This window comes from Pseudomonas fontis (genome assembly GCF_028656955.1).
Classification (GTDB): Bacteria; Pseudomonadota; Gammaproteobacteria; order Pseudomonadales; family Pseudomonadaceae; genus Aquipseudomonas; species Aquipseudomonas fontis.
The window spans coordinates 1-17267 of sequence record NZ_JAMDGY010000035.1 but is presented as its reverse complement, the minus strand read 5'-3'; the positions used below and the strand labels follow the sequence as shown (position 1 = coordinate 17267).

Below are 17267 nucleotides of genomic sequence, written 5' to 3'. Positions count from 1 at the left end.
AAAAAATCTGACAGTCCCGTAATTTTCCGCTGAGCAGAACGAAATTCCCCATAGATGACAACTTTACAACTAATCCCATTTTCGGGAAACGGAACAGCACAGTCGACTTACCGCTCAATTCGACTACTCGCCCTGAAGTAACATCTAGTTATACTCAAACTGAATTTAAATCTCCTGCCGCAACTCCTTCTGGGAGCCCCGCCCCCTCTCGGAAAGGCTCTGTTGCCAGCCAGAATTCGCAGGGAAGTCAGGGAAGTCAGGGAAGTCAGGGAAGTCAGGGAAGCATTGTTGCGCCCCCACCGCCTCCACCGCCTCCACCGTCTACGTTGAACAAGTTGGCCTCCAACGTTCCACAAAAAAACGCTGACGGTAAATTTCCGATGTCCAATCCGAACTACATATGGGGCCTTGGCAACGGCGGCCAAATGCAAACGAATGTCAGGGCCGCATACACACCAAAACACTTCAACCGATGAACACTCGCCTGAGCAACCCTCAGGCGTTTTTCTCCAAAACTGCTTGAACCACACCCCTGCAAAGCCCGTTCGCAGTACCCAACGGCACCCTATCCGAACTACCTGTTCCTACGCGCTAGGATTTGTCCTACCGACACAGTGCCTTTAACACCAGCGCAGCAGCGAATCCCCCCAATACTCTCCCCCCGGCCCCTTCCCTAGACTCCACCGCCGAGACTGCCCTGCAGCGAATCCGCAGCGTGTATCGCCGTGGGTGACCGGTGCGCGGTCTCGTCCACCTCAATTTTTCATCGCAACAAAAGGACTTGATCCATGAAAAAATCTCTGTTCGCCCTGACCCTGGGCCTGGCAGCCACGTCTGCATTCGCTGCCCCTGATGGCCGGATCAACTTCCTTGGCTCAGTTAAAAGCGCGTCCTGCGCAATCGAGATCGTCAACCCGGAAAACGGCAGTGTCGGCAATCTGATCCAGCTGGGCAGCGTTGACAGCAGTGCCCTGACTACCGTCGGATCCGTCGCTGGCGAACGCGCCTTCCAGATGCGTATCACCCCAGGCACTACCTGCTCGGTCGACCCTGGCAAGCTGGATGCCACCGTCACCTTCAATTCGGTGTACGGCGGTGGTGGCGAACACTACGGCCTCAAGCCAACCAACAACCCGGCACAAAGCGTTGTAGTGGCGATCAAGGACCGCTCCAACAGCTACGTGAAAAACGGCACCGCCTCGACCATCTACGTGCTGGACCCAACCAACCCAACCCTCATGGACTTCACCGCCATGTATCTCTCCACCGCCTCTTCGGGGGCCCCGGTAACGGCAGGTTCCGCAGATGCCGACATCGAGTTCACCCTCGCGATGAACTGATCGGATCAACCGTCGTTGAACGGCGGGCTCGCCCCGCCGTTCAACGGCAACGTCTCGCAACAAGGACACCTCTCCATGCCTGGCCTTTCTCATCGCCCTGCCCCTGTCAGGCGCGGCGCACTTTCCTGCGCGCTATTCGGCGCCCTGCTCTGCTGGCTACCCACCTGCCAAGGCGCGCTGACCGTCAACGGTACACGCATCGTTTTCGACAGCGACAAGCGCAGTGTTTCAGCCACCGTCAGCAACCCCAGCAACAAAGCCTTCGCCGTGCAGACCTGGGTGAACACCGCTGCCGACGACCAAACCACCGCCGTGCCCTTCATCGCCTCCCCACCGCTGTTCCGCCTGAATGCTGGCAAAGAGCAGCAGGTGCAAATCAACGGTCTGCCCAACTCGCTACCCACTGACCGCGAAACGGTGTTCTTTTTCAATGTGCAGGAAATCCCCCAGACCCAGGAGAACCAGGCCAACCAGCTGAACATCGCATTGCGTACGCGCATCAAGCTGTTCTACCGCCCGGTGGAACTTGCCAGCGACCCCCTGAAGAGCCTTGAACACCTCACCTGGTCAGTACGCAGCGTGGGCGGCAAGCCGCGCCTGGAGGTGAACAACCCAGGCCCCTACCACCAATCATTCGTTTCCATCGAGCTGAGTAAAGGCGGCCAGACCCTGAAGCTTGCGCACACACCGATGGTGATGCCGCTGGCAACCCAGCACTTTGAACTCGAGGGTTTCAAACCCGGCCCGGGCCTGCAGGTGAAGTTCATCACCATCAATGACTACGGCGGTTTCACCACCCCGCTGACCTCCCCTGTTGCTATCGACCTCTAACTCGCGCGGACTCTCGCCATGCCTCTGCTCCTGCACTGGCGCACGCTTTTTGCGCGGCGCCTTTTGCCTTTGCTCACACTGCCCGGCGCCCTGCCCTTGATCGCCAATGCTGGCGACCCTGTGCAATTTCAACCCAGCTTCATGCGCCAGCTCGACAACCATGCCAGCGATGCAGGCGCACTGGCGCTCCAGGCATTGTCCAGCAATGACCTGGCACCCGGACGCTACCGGGTGACCATCGAGGTCAACAGAACGTTTTTCGACCTTCGCGAAATCGAGTTTACGGACGATGGACAAGGCGAACTCGTACCTTGCCTTTCATTGGCCTTTATTGAAGAGATCGGCGTAAAAGTGGCTGCCCTGTTGGCGCCGCCTGCACTGACGGACACCTGCATTGACCTGGCGGACTTACTGCCTGACGCCCGGGCAACGCTGGACGCCAGTCAACTGCTGCTCTCGGTCTCCATACCGCAATTCGCCATGCGCCGCGATGTGGCAGGTTATGTTGACCCGCAACGCTGGGACTACGGTATCAATGCCGCCTTCATCAATTATCAGTTGGGTGCCCAGCAGGGCCACAATGACCACTCTGGCGCCAACAACAGCCAATATGCCTATATAAACAGCGGCCTGAACCTGGGCCCGTGGCGCCTGCGCAGCAGCAACGCCTTTAGCAGCGACAGCCAAGGCCGGCGCGCTTGGTCGCGTGCCTACACCTATGTGCAACGTGACCTGCCTGACGCCCGCTCGCAACTGACACTGGGCGAAACCTTTACCCCAGGCGATGTGTTTCGCAGCGTGCCGATCAAGGGCGTGCAGATCGCTTCCGACATGAGCATGTTGCCCGACTCAATGCAAAGCTACGCGCCTGTTGTGCGGGGGGTAGCCATGAGCAGGGCCAAACTGGAAATCCGCCAGAACGGCTTTGCGATCTACACCACTTATGTCAGTGCCGGCCCGTACGAAATCAACGACCTGACCACCGCTGCCGGCAGTGGCGAACTGGAGATCATCCTGACCGAAGCCGACGGTCAGGTGCGCCGCTTCACCCTGGCGTACTCAAGCCTGAACAATCTGTTGCGTGAAGGGGTGTGGCGCTACAGCGCCAGTGCAGGCCTCTACAACGCGCCCTCCTACACCAGTGACAACACCATGCTGTATCAGGGGACACTGGCACGTGGCGTTGGCTGGAACTCAACATTGTACGGGGGCTTGATGGCCAACGGCTTCTACCAGGCCGGCATTCTGGGCATCGGCCGGAACCTTGGCGACTTCGGCGCGCTGGCGCTGGATGCAACACGCTCCCACGCAGACGTCAGCGTCGCAGGCCGCCAGTATCGGGTGCAAGGCATGAGCTATGCGCTGAAGTACGGCAAGGCCTTCGAAACCCGCACCAGCCTGCGCTTTGCCGGCTACCGCTACTCCACCGAAGGCTACCGGGACTTTGCCGAAGCGGTACGTGAGCGCGATACCCATCACCGCTTTGTCGGCAACCGGCGCAGCCTGCTTGAAGCGTCGGTATTTCAGGACATCGGTAGCCAGAGTTCACTGAGCCTGACCCTCTCCCAGGCCGACTACTGGCGTACTGACTACCAGCAGCGCCAGTTCCAACTCAACTTCACCAGCCGTTTCAAAACGGTGAGTTACAGCGTCTATGCCTCGCAATCGTTGAATGACCACTACGCCAGTGATCGCCAGTTCGGCCTGAGCGTTTCTGTGCCCCTCAGCTTCGGCCGTGGTACCACGACAACCTACGACTTGCAGGAAAATCGCGGTAACTACAGCCAGCGTGCTTCGTTGTCTGGCCGGGCTGCGGATGATCGCCTGAGCTATCGCGCATCCCTCGCCAACAGCGAAAGCCAGCAAACCAGCAGTGAACTGTCGGTGGGCTATCAGGCACCGTTTGCCTCTATGGGGGCAGGTATCACACAAAGCAGCAGTTACAACAGCCTGTCACTCAACGCCAGCGGTGCACTGCTGCTGCATGGCGACGGCATTGCGCTGGGCCCCTATCTGGGTGACACCAGCGGCCTGGCCCATGTACCGGGAATTGCCGATGTCGGGGTGGTCAATGCTGCCAGTGCCCGCACCAATAACCATGGCTATGCGCTGATCCCCTATCTGCAGCCCTATCGAGTCAACCGCGTGATGTTGAACCTGGATCAACTGGACCCTACGGTTGAAATCGACAACGGCATAACCAATGTCGTGCCGCGCCGCGGCGCGGTGATCAAAGCCTCCTTCCCGGCGCGCCGCGTGCACCGCCTGTTGTTGACGATACGCGACGAGCACGGCAACCCACTGCCGTTTGGCGCCCAGGTCAAGGACATCGAGGGAACTGATCTGGGGATTGTCGGGCAAGCGGGCCAGGCATTGCTGGGCGTAAGTGATGGCCCACACGCACTGAATGTACGCTGGGGCGTTGCCAACGCCGACCAGTGCCTGATGCAACTGGATACACAGCAGATGCCCCTTGTACAGGGTTACCGGGTGCAATCCCTGATTTGCCGCTGACACCACGCCCCATTCTTGCGCGCATGCAGCCACGGGTTTGGCTGTGTGCCGCCATCGCCAGGAAACCATTGCGCATGCCTAACCGAATGATCGCCGGCACCATGCTCGCATTCGCCACCAGCGCCTTGATCGCCGCTGATGACGCCTATGCTGATCCCAATACGTGTATCTGGTGGACCGGCTCTCCCGGGCCCGACCACTATGTAATCGACGTTTCAGACCTGTATGTTCCCAGGGATGCGGCAGCCGGCGATATCATCGGCGTGCTTGAACGTCCCTTCCGCCTGCCTTCGGCCGGAACGAACATCCTCTGCGAGAACCGCCCTCCTAACAGGCTGACGTTCAGGGCCAGTGCAACAGCCGCACCGGCACCGGGCGTCCCCCGCTCAAATGGCATGACGATACCGGGCAAAGTCCTGCAGACCAACATTCCCGGCGTCGGCGTCCAGATCCGCTTTGGCTCTCCCTATGATGGTGCCACCTCCAACTTCTGGCGGCTGGCTGGCGCCGACAGCATCGTCCCTTTTGATGGGTTCATTGATTTCGACACCAGTGCCTTCCCCCCCACCCATTCACTACTGCGCGGCACGATCACACTGGTCAAAACCGGTGACATTCCCCTCGGCCGGCAAACACTCGACAGCGGTAGAGCATTGGTGAAAGCCTCGTTCACTGGTATCCCTGATGCATTCAGCGTGGCCCTGGGCGGCACGCTGACTCAAGCGCACTGCAGCCTGACAAACAACCCGGTGAACCCGAACCCCGTCAACCTGGGCGACTGGAGCACTGCGAAATTCACCGGGGAGGCCGCCACCACAGATGCAACCCCCTTCACCATTGCCTTGAATGCGTGCGTGTCCGACCCTGCGGGCGGCACCGTTACCACCGCATACATCCAACTGGAGCCAACCAATGGTTCGACCATCAAATATGCACGCGAAGGGGTATTTACCCTGGAGACGGGCTCCACAGCCAAAGGGATAGGTATCCAGGTACTGCGTGCGGACCAGGCGACACCGCTTGCCCTGGCGGACGAGGAAAGGTTCGATGCCATCCCGGTATCGGGCAACATGACGCTCAACCTGAGCGCCCGTTACTACCAGATAGCCCCCAGCAAAGACGTCCAGCCTGGCACGGCAAATGGGGCGCTGGATTTCACCATTACCTACAAGTGAAGCGACCGGCAGGGACGCCTGCCGGTCACTTTGCCTGGAGCCTTCAGGACACTACCTTGACCATCAGTGGCTGAAACGGCTGATAGCTCAGCTTGCCATCAAAACTGACACCCGCCTCAAGGGTAAAGTACTTCCCGACCGAAATGGCCCGCACATAGCTTTGCGGCAGCTTCACGCGGTACGTACCAAGCGAACTCAACACGCCATCGGCCAGAACAGTTTCTTTGCCCGCTGTCGCCACCAAGACCTTGATGTATTGCCCTGCGGCCTGAAAAGGCCACCTGTCCACATAGACGTACTCGCCTTCGGGCGACATCTTGCTCTTGGACAAGGTCGCCGGTGAACCTGTTTCAACGCCTTCACAGAGCACTCTGCCAAAGGTTGATCCGGTAAATTTTGGAACCGTGAGCCAATAGGACTTTGAAGGCTGGGTATCACCTGTCACGTTGTAGCGAATGTCGAGTTTGCGTATGTCAGTGCCAACCGGGATGTTGGCAGCCAGCACAGATGCGGGAATCTTGAACTCCAGACCGTCTGGCGGGTTGATCGGCGGCAGATTTGCAATAGAACCCGGACCGTTTCCACCATCAAACCCGATGACATCAATGCTCACGACCTCACCCAAAGAAACCTCTTCCCGGGAAATGACTGCAGTTGCTCCGCTCTGGGCATTCAAAGCAGCTAGCGTCCCGGAATCTGGGCCATTGGGTGATGCCTCCTTGACACTCGGCGCACCACGAGCGACAGGCGGGCGGATATCGACCGTCAACCTGACCGAGCGTGACAGGTTCGACCCGTTACCCGCCCGATCGCGGACGCTATAGGTGGCAAAAAAAACACCATTGCTCTGCTGGCGCAAAAACTCACCCTGCAACACCACGTTCAACGGGTTGCCCAGATCACCGGGTTTCACCGTGTACGTGCCCGCCGGGATATCGCCGTCCGGATTAAGCTCCCAGTACCAGGTAAGCACATCGCCAACCTTGCGTTCGACGTAGTTCGGCACACTCGCCACTACCTGATCATTGTGTGTGGCCAGGTAAGTGTTGTTGATGCCATTGGGAGGAAGGTCCGAGGGGAAAATCAGCCGGTCAGGATCCGCTAGGCGTGGCGGCTCCTTGTCGATGGTCACGGTAAACGGTTCCGAGCCCACCTTGTTGCCATTGCCCAGCGTCACCACATAGGTCAGCTGATGCTCCCCAGGGAGCAACTGGTCTGCGCTGACCGTAACGAAAAGCTCATCTTCCTTAATGGGCGCCGTCCATTCGCGCTGGCCAATGCGCATGTCATCGAGGTAAACCTCGACTTCCTCAGGTGCCCCGATCTTCGGATCAGAGTTCTGCCACAACGCAAACTTCACTTTCAGCGGCTTGTCAGAATCACTCCAAGCCAGGCGCGGCAGCAGGTTGGTTTCCGTACCGTCACTGTTGCTCAACGGTGCCGGATCGGTGGTCGGCGCCTCCAGCAGCGCGTCGGGGGGCAGGTTGCTGATTTTTGCTGATGACATTGATGTTCTCCCTCGCCAAGTAACGAGCACATCAACGCGTAAAGGCCTGTGTGCCCTGAACAGTCGTGAACAAATCTACAGCGACAGCCCCCAGCCAGGGCGGGCAGGTAGTGCTACCTGCCCGCCGCCTGCTTACCAGCAGTAGCGAACCCCAAGGTTGGCACCCCAAGGTTGCGCGACCTTGTTGCCGTTGCTGTAATCGAAGTCGGCATGCACCGAGACGCTATCACTGACACTCATCGCAACACCCACCCCGAGCTCGCCACGCGAACCCGAGAGGTTGTTGTTGAACGCGTTGTCGTTCACCTTGACCTCGTTGTGCTTGGCGAACTCGTGGACATAGGCCGCCCGCAGGTACGGCTGGAGCGTGCCGCCGTTTGCCAGCGCGAAATTGCGCCCGACGGTGGCCCCGGCTTTACCCAGCAACGAGCGGGTGTTGCTGCCTTCGGCGCGCAAGCCGTTGTCCAGCGTGTAGTCCTTGCCCTGCACGATGACCCCGCTGACCTGGGTGAACGGCTCGACGAAGTAACCGTCGTCGAGCGTGATGTGCCGGCCAAACTCCAGGGATGCACCGACGCCATGGTTGTCATAGTCGCCCTTGGTCCGCGTGCCGTCGCTGAGCTGCACCTTGGACTGGTTCTGGAAACGGTTGAGCTTGAGCACGCCGTCGAAGTAGTAGCCGCTCTCGCCGTCCATCCACGTGGTGTAGCCACCCACGTAGTAACTGTTGACCGTGCCACTGGTGCCACGGCTGAGGTCCAGGTCGGAGTCGCTGTAGCCGCCCAGCACACCCACCAGCCATTGCCCGTTGCCGGCCGACAACGGTACGTCGGCACCGAACGACAGGCCTTGCTGGGTTTGCTTGTAACCCACGCCAGCGCTGGTATCGACGTCGAACTTGTTGCCATAGGCGCGCATCCAGCCACCGGCCTTGCCTTCATCCAGGCGCAGTTCGCCCATGCGGCTGCGCAAGGTGCTGAGTTCGCCGTACCAGACCGTCGGCGCAGCGTTGAACAACGCCAACACCGAGCGGCTCCCCGGGCTGATCAGCCGCGACGCGGTGTTCAACACCCAGTCATTGTTGCCCTGTTTGATCAGGTCGTAGGAGTAGGCGCCCAAGTCCACGGGGCCGTTGAGCAGGGAGAACGTGGCATCGCCGCTGGCAATGTGAATGACCGGGATGTTGCCCGAGGCCGTCGGGTCGATACCGCTGCTGCTCATCAGCACGCTGTGGTTGCCGCTGGCCTTGCCGGTGACTTCCAGGGTGTCCACCTGACCGGTAGCGAAGTCCGCTGCCATGACAAAGGTGCCGTTGCCCGACAACTCGCCCACCGACAGTTTGTAGAACTCGGTCGGGCTGCCGAACTCGACGAAACCACCGTCCATGACCAGGGATTTGACGCTGCCATCGCCGACCATGGTCCAGGTGGCGTTGCTGTTGATGGCCAGTGCATTGACGTTGAGCAGGCGCCCGGTGAAGCTGGCCGCGTTCTCCAGCGTGAGGTTGGCCGTGCTGGTGTCGTCGGCCAGGATATCGCCCTTGAGGTGGCTGTTGCCGACCCGCAAGTGGCTTTCGGCGCCGTTGACGACTTCCATCAATGTGCCGTTGCTGCCGGTCAGGGTCGAACCATCCAGAACGCTGATGTCAGCCTTGACCACGCCACTGCCTGGTGCGCCGACGAAAATCGCCGAACCGCCTAGGCCTTCGACATGGCTATTGCGCAGTTCAACTTTGCTGGCATTTGGCAGGTCCGTGTCGACGCCAATGCGAATGCCATTCTGGCCACCGGTAATGGTACTGCTACTGGCATTTAGCGTGCCGGAGTCGAGCCGCACACCCATCTGCCCGCTACCGCTCACGCTAGTACGTTCCAGCGTCAGCACGCTGGCGCCACTGACCGATGCGCCAATTTGCCCGCCACTGATGGTGCTGTCAGTAACCTTGGCGGTAGAACCCAGGGTGCTGGGCAGCGGGCGCCCGAGGACCAGACCTATGGTCCTGCCACTCACGGTGCTGCCGGCAATATTCGCCGTACCGTTCTGCAAACTGACACCCGTTGAACCAGTGCTCTGCACCTGGCTCGAGGTCATGTTCAGGGTCGAGCCCACGGCTTGGATAGCCTGTGTCCGGGCCCCATCGGCAGTCAGCGTGGCACCATTGCTCAAGCGGTAAGTGTCGACAGCGGTCGAGCCATCGATTTTGGCTGAGGTGCCATCAAGAAAAGTGGTCGCCAGGCTGTGCTCACTCGCGAGTAGTAACGGCGTCAACAGCAAGACTTTCAAAGACCGGGCCAGAGGGTTCAAGGCAAAAGACCTGACAACAGGCATGAGTATCTCCATAGGGTATCGACAATGAGAAGGCCGAACGCACACAGTTCGATAACTACAATTCGGCACTTGAAGGGCCGGCAGACTACCCATAGGCCTCTCACTCTTATGCAGGAAACGCCCTACATGCCTGTAGGAATTTTCAACAAAACCATTGGTAAAACAAACGCTCCGCAGCCGCTGGCGATGCGTACAAGCATCGTCAGCGGGTCTGGATTTTTAGTGGATGGGTTTATGGGAGGGGGCAGGTCCCTGTCCCGGTAGCGATCGAGACCTGTTCATCGGAGATAGCTGACGGCGTGGACTTGCCCCCCACGTCAAGGGTGTACTGCACCTTCCCCCTGCCGCTTTGTGCATCGGGCTCCTCCCCTGCATAAATTGGCAAGATATGCTTGTCATAGGGCCCGACAAACCAATTGATGCCATTGAGTACGTGATCCGCTGTGATGTACAGATCTTCATCTTTGTCGGCGGCAGGAACGTGCTCAGGGGTACCAAGGCGCTGGAATGCCTTCCACGAGATATTGATAACATCGCCCACCTTCAGGTACTCGCTGGCGGGAATGTGATAGCGGAAGCCGTGCATGCCACCCTGCTCTTTCAGCGAGCTGCAGTTGAGAATTTTCCGCTTAGAATCCAAGTCCAAGGCCACTGGCTTAGGCAAGACCACAACCAGGAAGTCGATATCAACACTGCTGGAGTTGGACGTCTGGAGGTTGCGCCGATCCGGATGGCCCAGGGTGTAGTACACCGGCATCGCCTTGTTGTTGCGTTGTTTTCTGATGTCATTCCAATCGAGCGGGATCCGGATTTCATCACCGTCACCAACCTGGGTAAGGTCGACTTTATAGGCGTCACCGATTGGCACGTCATTCCAGTACAGCTGATAGGTGTCGTCGTCTGCCACAGGCGCTACCAACTTGATGCTGGCATAGACCTCCTGGTTCTCGTCCGCAGCCACCAACTTGTTCGCCTCACCCGATTTACCAAACACTTGTGGCAGTTCCAGCGTCGGATTGGTCGGATCAGGGTCGTCGGGCCACCCCGGGTTCACAGGGCCCGTCGTCGAAAGGTCGACCTGGACTTGCAAAACATCCGAATCGAATGGCTCTACGCCGCGGTACACGATGTACCGCACATCGGTTGCCACCGGTGTCGTGGCATGACCGAACGCCTGCAACAAATGCTTGAAGGTCACTGGAATAGGTACCTGCGCTCCCGGCCGCACAGGCCACCGACCTACCAAGGGTTTGTCCCCCCACCAGATTTCCAGCTCATCAGTTTCTTTGCCGTTGGGAACTGGCGGAATTCGGACCTCCACGCCATTCATGGCATCGGCCAGGTCGATGATACCGTTGCTGTCGAAATCGGGAACGACAGGCTCCACCAATGGTTTGGGCGCCGGCCCGAGCGCCACGGACATCAGGTCGATTTGAGAGACCTTACTGAGGTTGCCGGCTCGGTCCAGGATGACATAGCCGGCGGTATACAAGCCGTCTTTGCTGGCACGGATGACAGCCACCGGGAACTTAACCTTGCGGTCAAGACCCAGTATGACGGTGTCGATCGGAACAAGGTCGCCAGGCTCGGTCGGCAATTTGTTTTCCAACCACGCGAACGCAACCCTGTCGCCAACTTCCTCCCCCTTCCATTCGGGAATCTCGCCTTCGAGATAACTCAACCCATCCAAGGTGGCATCGGTAATCGGAGGCGTGAACGAGAACTTGATTTTTTCGGGGAAGTCCGGATTGTGTGGCGGGGTCTTGTCGATCACAATCGGTACAATCTCGGACCAAACGGTGTTACCAACCTGGTTCACCTGCTCAATACGCAACTTGAAGGGACCTTCATTACTCGGCGCCAACAAGTAGTCGGAGGGAATTACCAGTTTGCGGGGGAAGGTGATCTGCCCTTCAGTTTCTTCATCTACAACGCTCTCATAGTTTTCACTTCCGGCACGGGCAAGTTGCACGAACAGTTCGTTGAACTCACCATCACCCGGGGGGTTGTCCCATCGGTCGATCAACACCGTCACGCCGAGATCGAGTTGACTGCGCAACAGCAACCCGTCCGGCTCGACACCAGATTCGAAACGTGGATTTGGGAACGCCGTGGGAACATCACGGTTCGTTCTGACTTTTGGGCGGCGTACCGCCGTGGTTTTATTGCTGCCATCTGCTGCTGCCATTTCGCCGTTCTCCTATGTGCATCATTCGGCCAAAGCCTGTGCATTGGCCATGAATTTTCTCAGGCAGGTCGATGACCACGGAGCCGACACATCCCATCGCTCTGCTCGGCCACGAAGGCCTGAGGCGATTAGGCATGGATTCGGAAAACGGCGAAACTGGCAGAAATGTCAGGTGGGTATCTATACAGGTGACAGTGCCGGGTACTGACTACCCGCGGGTAATCAGGCCCTGCCGGGCGATGCGGGTCAGGTGCCCGATCACTTCGGCGGCGTCTTCACGTGAGGGCGCCTGGACCACGGCCAGATCAAAACGATCATCGGCAAAGCGGCTCAGGGGCGTGAAGCTGTCGGCGAACTGGATGAGGAAGGCGGTGGCGCGGCCTTTGCGGCGTGGCCAGCCATCGAGGTAACGCAGAAGGGTCGGTTGATGCTGACCACCCAGCAGGATGCGCGGCGTGCGGGCCGCTTGGCTGGAAGGGATCGGGGTCAGGCAAACACTGGTACGTGGGCAACTCATGGAGTGATTTCTCCGCCTCGCAAATCCCGCTGGGCTGCGGTGGGAGGCGTCACCGAACCAGCGCTTTAGCGGTATTCGGTAAACCTCAAGAGGGCCCACCTGCGCCCCGCAAGTAGCTGTTTAAATCGGCGCAAGTCTGCATCCTAGAGAAGCGGCGGGCTGAATGTCAACACGCGCGGTGTGTAAGCCTGGGTGCAGCGCACGCGCTCCAACCTGGATGCGTGCTGGCAGTACCGGCCTCATCGCTGGCAAGGCCAGCTCCCACAGAGACCACTGTGGGAGCTGGCCTTGCCAGCGATTGGCCCTGGCCGACGCTGACTAGCCAGCCAACTACCCGGCAATCGCCCGGTCAATCGACGCCTTGCCCGCACCTTCAATCAACACCGCCAGCGCACCACCGAGCAAAGCCAGGGCAAACTCATAGCCGTTGTTGGCCATGAACAAGCCGTTGCTGATATGCACCGAGAAAATCGCCACCACCAGCAACCCCACCAGCGCCAAGGCCGCCGGCCGCGCCAACAAGCCAATCACCAGCGCCAGGCCACCAAAGAATTCCGCACCGCCCGAAAGCATCGCCATCAACGTACCCGGCGCCAGGCCGATGCTTTCCATGTACTGCGCAGTGCCGGCCAAGCCACCGCCACCAAACAGGCCGAACAGCTTCTGCGAGCCGTGCGCCATGAAGATGATGCCGACAATGATGCGCAAAATAGTGATACCCCAGCCGGCGCGGGTAAACATTACGGAGTGGATGGCGTTCATGCAGTCTTCCTTAAGCAGTTGTTTGAGGTGATGGCCGCCATACTAATCATATTTTCAAATGCCAAAAGCGCAATAAATGCACCATAACAATCGACTAATTTGATTACTTTCGCGAAACAACCTTGCGCTCCGGCAGCTCAAGCGACTCCCGCTCCCGGTCGAAAGCCAGGAAGTACTTGTTCACGCTATTAACATAGCTGACCGGCCCCATTCCCACCTGCTCCATGGCAATGCGCTCGACCTGGAAGAACCACTGGTTGCTGTTGAGCCCGCGTCGCTTGGCTTCCGCGCGCATCGCCTGGACCCGCTCCGGGCCGAGGTTGTAGGCCGCCAGCACAAAGGCCATGCGCTCGCGTTCATTGAGCTGGTTGCTGGCGAAGAACTTGCGGCGGATCAGCGACAGGTAGCGGGCACTGGCCTGGACATTGCCCTCGACACTGGCGATATCGCTGACGCCAACGCGCTGCGCCGCACTCGGGGTGATCTGCATCAGCCCATGCGCCCCGCCCGCCCCGCGCGCGGTGGGGTCCAGCGACGATTCCTTGAAGGCCAGCGCGGCCAGGTTCAGCCAGTCAAGGTTCTGTGCCTGGGCATGGCGCTGCAGTACCGGGCGCAGCTTCTCAAGGCGCTGGCGGCTGACCCGGGCCAAGGGGTTGTGCACTTTGTACAGGCGTCGATAGATACGTTCGAACGCCGCATCCTGGTTTTCCGGTGGCCGGTAGCCTTGCAGGAAGGCATCGACACTGGCATTCAACATTGCCGCGTCACGGCGCACATACCAGTGCATGGCTTCCGGGGTGGTCAGGCGCACCTTGCGCTGCACCTGCAACTTGGGCATCACCTTGGCCCAGCGCTCGGCAATCGGCTGCTCGACCACGGTGAGCTGAAACACCCCGGCCTGCACCATCTCCAGCACGTCTTCCACAGCCAGGCTGGGGTCGACCCACTCCACCTTGATCGGCGCCAGCTTGCGCAGCGCCAGTTTCTGGTTGATCTCGTGCAGGGTATCGCCGGCGGCGCTGGAACTGGTCAGCGCCAGGGTGCGCCCAGACAACTGCTCGACCCGCTGATACACCCGCCCGCCCTTGTGCCCCACCAGCACCAATGGCACCTGGTCGAGCACCGGGTCGCTGGCGCTTACGCCACGGGTAGAGGTCGGGTCGAGCAGTTCGCCCGGCGCAGCCAGGTCGCCCTCGCCGCGCGTCAGGGCGCCGAGCAGTTGTTCCTTGGCCTTGGGGATGATTTTCAGGCGGATCGCCTGGCCGTCACGGGCGCGGGCATTGAGGTAGTGTTCGAAGGCGCGCAAACGGTGGTACTCGACCCCGACCGACTCGCCCTTGACCTCGCCGGAGCTGTTGCGGCTCTGGTTGACCAGCACGCGCAGTTCACGGCTGCTGCGGATCTGCGCCAGGTCGCGGACTTTCGCCGCCGGCACCGCCTGTTGCGGGCCCGGCAGGCGTGCGTGGGCCGGCCCTGCCAGCAGCAGCCCGACACTCAGTAGCGACAGCAGCAGTTTTCGCGTCATCCAGGCTCCATGAACAGGCCGCGAAGGGGTGTTTGGCGTCATACTTTGCGGTCATTCCGTGACAATTGACCGCAAAAGACCGCGACAACTCCTTGAAGTTCTTGGCGTTATTGATATTTTCAGCGCCGCCAAGCCCTAACTGCCGCACTCTGCGAGGTAGCACCATGCAACTCATCGACATCGGCGTCAACCTGACCAACCCAAGTTTTGCCGGCAAACACCACGACCTTCTCGAACGCGCCGAGGCGGCCGGCGTGCGCCAGATGCTGGTCACCGGCACCAGCATCGAAGGCAGCGAAGCGGCGCTGGAGCTGTGTTTGCAACTGGACGAAAGCGCGCAAAGGTTGTTCAGCACCGCCGGCGTTCACCCGCATGACGCCAGCAGCTGGACCGCCGCAAGCGGGCGCACCCTGCGCGCCCTGCTGGAACAGCCACGAGTGCGTGCGGTGGGTGAATGCGGGCTGGATTTCAACCGCGATCTCTCCCCGCGTCCGCAGCAGGAAAAGGTCCTGGAAGAGCACCTGATGCTGGCGGTGGAGCTGCAACGCCCGGTGTTTTTGCATGAGCGCGATGCCAGCGAACGCCTGCTGCAGATCCTCAGGCACTACCGCGACCGCCTGCCCGCCGCCGTGGTGCACTGCTTCACCGGCGAGCGCGATGCGCTGTTCGGCTACCTCGACCTGGACCTGCACATCGGCATCACCGGCTGGATCTGCGACGAGCGCCGTGGCACCCACCTGCACCCGCTGATGAACAGCATCCCGCGTGGCCGTTTGATGCTCGAAAGCGATGCCCCCTACCTGCTGCCCCGCACACTACGGCCCAAACCGAAAAACGGCCGCAATGAACCGGCCTACCTGCCGGAAGTGCTGCGCGAAGTGGCTCTGCACCGTAACGAAAGCCTGGAAGACGTCGCTGCCCATACCAGCGACTGCGCCCGCGCATTCTTCGGTTTGCCTGAGTTGGCTTGACGCATATCAAGATCTGATTCTGAGTTTTCGTAGACACTGATGGCACCTTGCCAACAATCTTTCCGCCAATTCAGAGAAGACCTACCATGGGTGCCTGGCTTAGCAATATCTCCTTGAAATACAAGTTTTGGGCGGTCAACGCGGTCGCCTTTGTCACCAGCCTGTTCCTGGTGCTGTACGCCGTCAGCCTGGAACAAGAGGCCCGGGCGCAAACCGCCCAGGTCCAGGCCCAGTCCGAAGCCAAATTGCTGGCCACCTGGCCAGCCGGCCAGGCCCTGCCCCAGGACCGCCGCTGGCTGGCCTTCAATGCCGGGCAAACGCCCAGTTTCAATGGCCAGGCGCTCACCGAGCTGACCTCGGCCCAGGGCTGGGTTGCGCTCAACAGCTTCCCGGTGGTGGGCACCGACCCGTTGATCGGCGCCCAGGTCATCAACCGCAATGGCCAGAACATCGCGGTACTGGCCCAAGCCCCGAGCATCTTCCAGGTGTTTGGCGACCGTTTCACCAACTACGCCGTGTGCGTACTGATCCTGATGCTGGCGATGCTGTGTGCTTCGCAGTTGCTGATCCGCTTCCTGCTGGCCCAGCTCAACACGTTGAAAGACGTGATGCTGCATGTCGAGAAAACTGGCGACTTGTCGGCCCGCGTGCCGTTGGCCTGCGGTGATGAAGTCGGGCAAATGGCGAGCGCGTTCAACGCCATGCAGACCACCTACCACCGCATCGTCAACACCGTTGCACGCACCGCCGCGCAACTGGACTCGGGCGCCGCGCGCCTGGCTGCGAGCATGAACGAGGTACGTCACGGCATGCTCGGCCAGCAGAGCGAGACCGACCAGGCGGCCACGGCGATCAACGAGATGACCGCCACCGTCTACCACATCGCCCAGCATGCCGGCGCCACCCGCGACCTGTCGCAGAGCGCCGATACCCTGGCGGGCAGTGGCCAGGCGGTGGTCAGCCGGGTGCAGGATTCGATTGCCGGGCTGTCCAGCGGTGTGCAGCAAACTGCCGAAATGATTCGCCAACTGGCTGAAGACAGCCAGAAGATCAATGGCGTGGTCGGGGTGATCCACAGCATTGCCGAACAGACCAACCTGCTGGCGCTCAACGCCGCGATTGAGGCCGCGCGTGCCGGGGACCTGGGCCGTGGTTTTGCGGTGGTGGCCGATGAGGTGCGTAACCTGGCCAAGCGTGTGCAGTCGTCCACCGACGAGATCACCACCATGGTCTCGGCGTTGCAGGCGGGTACCCGCGATGCGGTGGACTTCATGCAGGAGAGTTCGTACAAGGCCGACGACTGCGTGAAACAGGCCCGCGAAGCCGGTGAAGCATTGGCCGAGATTACCGGGGCGGTGGCGCAAATGCGCGAGAGCAACACGCAGATTGCGGTGGCGGCGGAGCAGCAGAGCCAGGTGGCCGAAGAGATGAACCGGGCGGTGGTGAGCATTCGAGACGTGACGGAAGAAACCGTGCAGCAGACGGTGGACTCGGCGACCACCAGCAATGAGTTGGCGACGTTGGCCGGCGAGTTGAACAAGGCCATCGGCCAGCTCAAGCTCTAGCTAAGCCGTGGTCTGCTGCAACAAATGTAGATACCGTCTTGCCC

General features: G+C 60.1%; 12 protein-coding genes. 6 read left to right on the top strand and 6 right to left on the bottom strand.

All coding sequences use genetic code 11. The annotated features are described in order from the left end of the window. Positions 1 to 788: 788 nt before the first annotated feature. The 4 genes from M5G11_RS14310 to M5G11_RS14295 all read left to right on the top strand — a co-directional run bounded on the left by M5G11_RS14310 (position 789) and on the right by M5G11_RS14295 (position 5860). Positions 789 to 1340, top strand: coding sequence for a fimbrial protein (locus tag M5G11_RS14310; RefSeq protein ID WP_273913787.1), 552 nt, complete (start codon positions 789 to 791; stop codon positions 1338 to 1340). A gap of 75 nt (positions 1341 to 1415) precedes the next feature. Continuing rightward, a complete protein-coding gene (locus tag M5G11_RS14305; protein ID WP_273913786.1) occupies positions 1416 to 2171 on the top strand; it encodes a fimbrial biogenesis chaperone in 756 nt (251 codons plus the stop codon). An 18-nt stretch (positions 2172 to 2189) separates the two neighbouring features. Beyond that, on the top strand, positions 2190 to 4685 hold the full coding sequence (locus M5G11_RS14300) for a fimbria/pilus outer membrane usher protein (RefSeq protein WP_420793869.1): 2496 nt from the start codon (positions 2190 to 2192) through the stop codon (positions 4683 to 4685). Between the two features lie 74 nt (positions 4686 to 4759). Beyond that, on the top strand, positions 4760 to 5860 hold the full coding sequence (locus tag M5G11_RS14295) for a fimbrial protein (RefSeq protein WP_273913784.1): 1101 nt from the start codon (positions 4760 to 4762) through the stop codon (positions 5858 to 5860). Positions 5861 to 5903: 43 nt separating this feature from the next. On the opposite strand, the gene M5G11_RS14290 is transcribed toward M5G11_RS14295, so the two are convergent. From M5G11_RS14290 to M5G11_RS14265, 6 genes are all read right to left on the bottom strand, one after another. Then, positions 5904 to 7367: a hypothetical protein gene (locus tag M5G11_RS14290; protein ID WP_273913783.1), complete on the bottom strand. Its 1464-nt coding sequence runs from the start codon at positions 7365 to 7367 to the stop codon at positions 5904 to 5906. Between the two features lie 132 nt (positions 7368 to 7499). Next, the gene (locus M5G11_RS14285; RefSeq protein WP_273913782.1) at positions 7500 to 9695 is read right to left on the bottom strand and encodes an autotransporter outer membrane beta-barrel domain-containing protein; all 2196 of its coding nucleotides are present in this window, start codon (positions 9693 to 9695) and stop codon (positions 7500 to 7502) included. 232 nt (positions 9696 to 9927) lie between these two features. Continuing rightward, complete coding sequence (locus M5G11_RS14280) at positions 9928 to 11883, bottom strand: hypothetical protein (RefSeq protein ID WP_273913781.1); 1956 nt, start codon at positions 11881 to 11883, stop codon at positions 9928 to 9930. Between the two features lie 208 nt (positions 11884 to 12091). Next, positions 12092 to 12400, bottom strand: coding sequence for a hypothetical protein (locus M5G11_RS14275; RefSeq protein ID WP_273913780.1), 309 nt, complete (start codon positions 12398 to 12400; stop codon positions 12092 to 12094). A gap of 330 nt (positions 12401 to 12730) precedes the next feature. Further along, positions 12731 to 13162: a DoxX family protein gene (locus tag M5G11_RS14270; protein WP_273913779.1), complete on the bottom strand. Its 432-nt coding sequence runs from the start codon at positions 13160 to 13162 to the stop codon at positions 12731 to 12733. A 103-nt stretch (positions 13163 to 13265) separates the two neighbouring features. Next, positions 13266 to 14687: an MltF family protein gene (locus M5G11_RS14265; protein WP_273913778.1), complete on the bottom strand. Its 1422-nt coding sequence runs from the start codon at positions 14685 to 14687 to the stop codon at positions 13266 to 13268. 164 nt (positions 14688 to 14851) lie between these two features. Between M5G11_RS14265 and M5G11_RS14260 the strand changes: the two genes are divergently transcribed. Together M5G11_RS14260 and M5G11_RS14255 are read left to right on the top strand one after the other, a co-directional pair. After that, positions 14852 to 15658, top strand: coding sequence for a TatD family hydrolase (locus M5G11_RS14260; RefSeq protein WP_273913777.1), 807 nt, complete (start codon positions 14852 to 14854; stop codon positions 15656 to 15658). Positions 15659 to 15744: 86 nt separating this feature from the next. Then, positions 15745 to 17223, top strand: a complete 1479-nt coding sequence (locus M5G11_RS14255) for a methyl-accepting chemotaxis protein (RefSeq protein WP_273913776.1) — start codon at positions 15745 to 15747, stop codon at positions 17221 to 17223. Positions 17224 to 17267 lie beyond the last annotated feature (44 nt).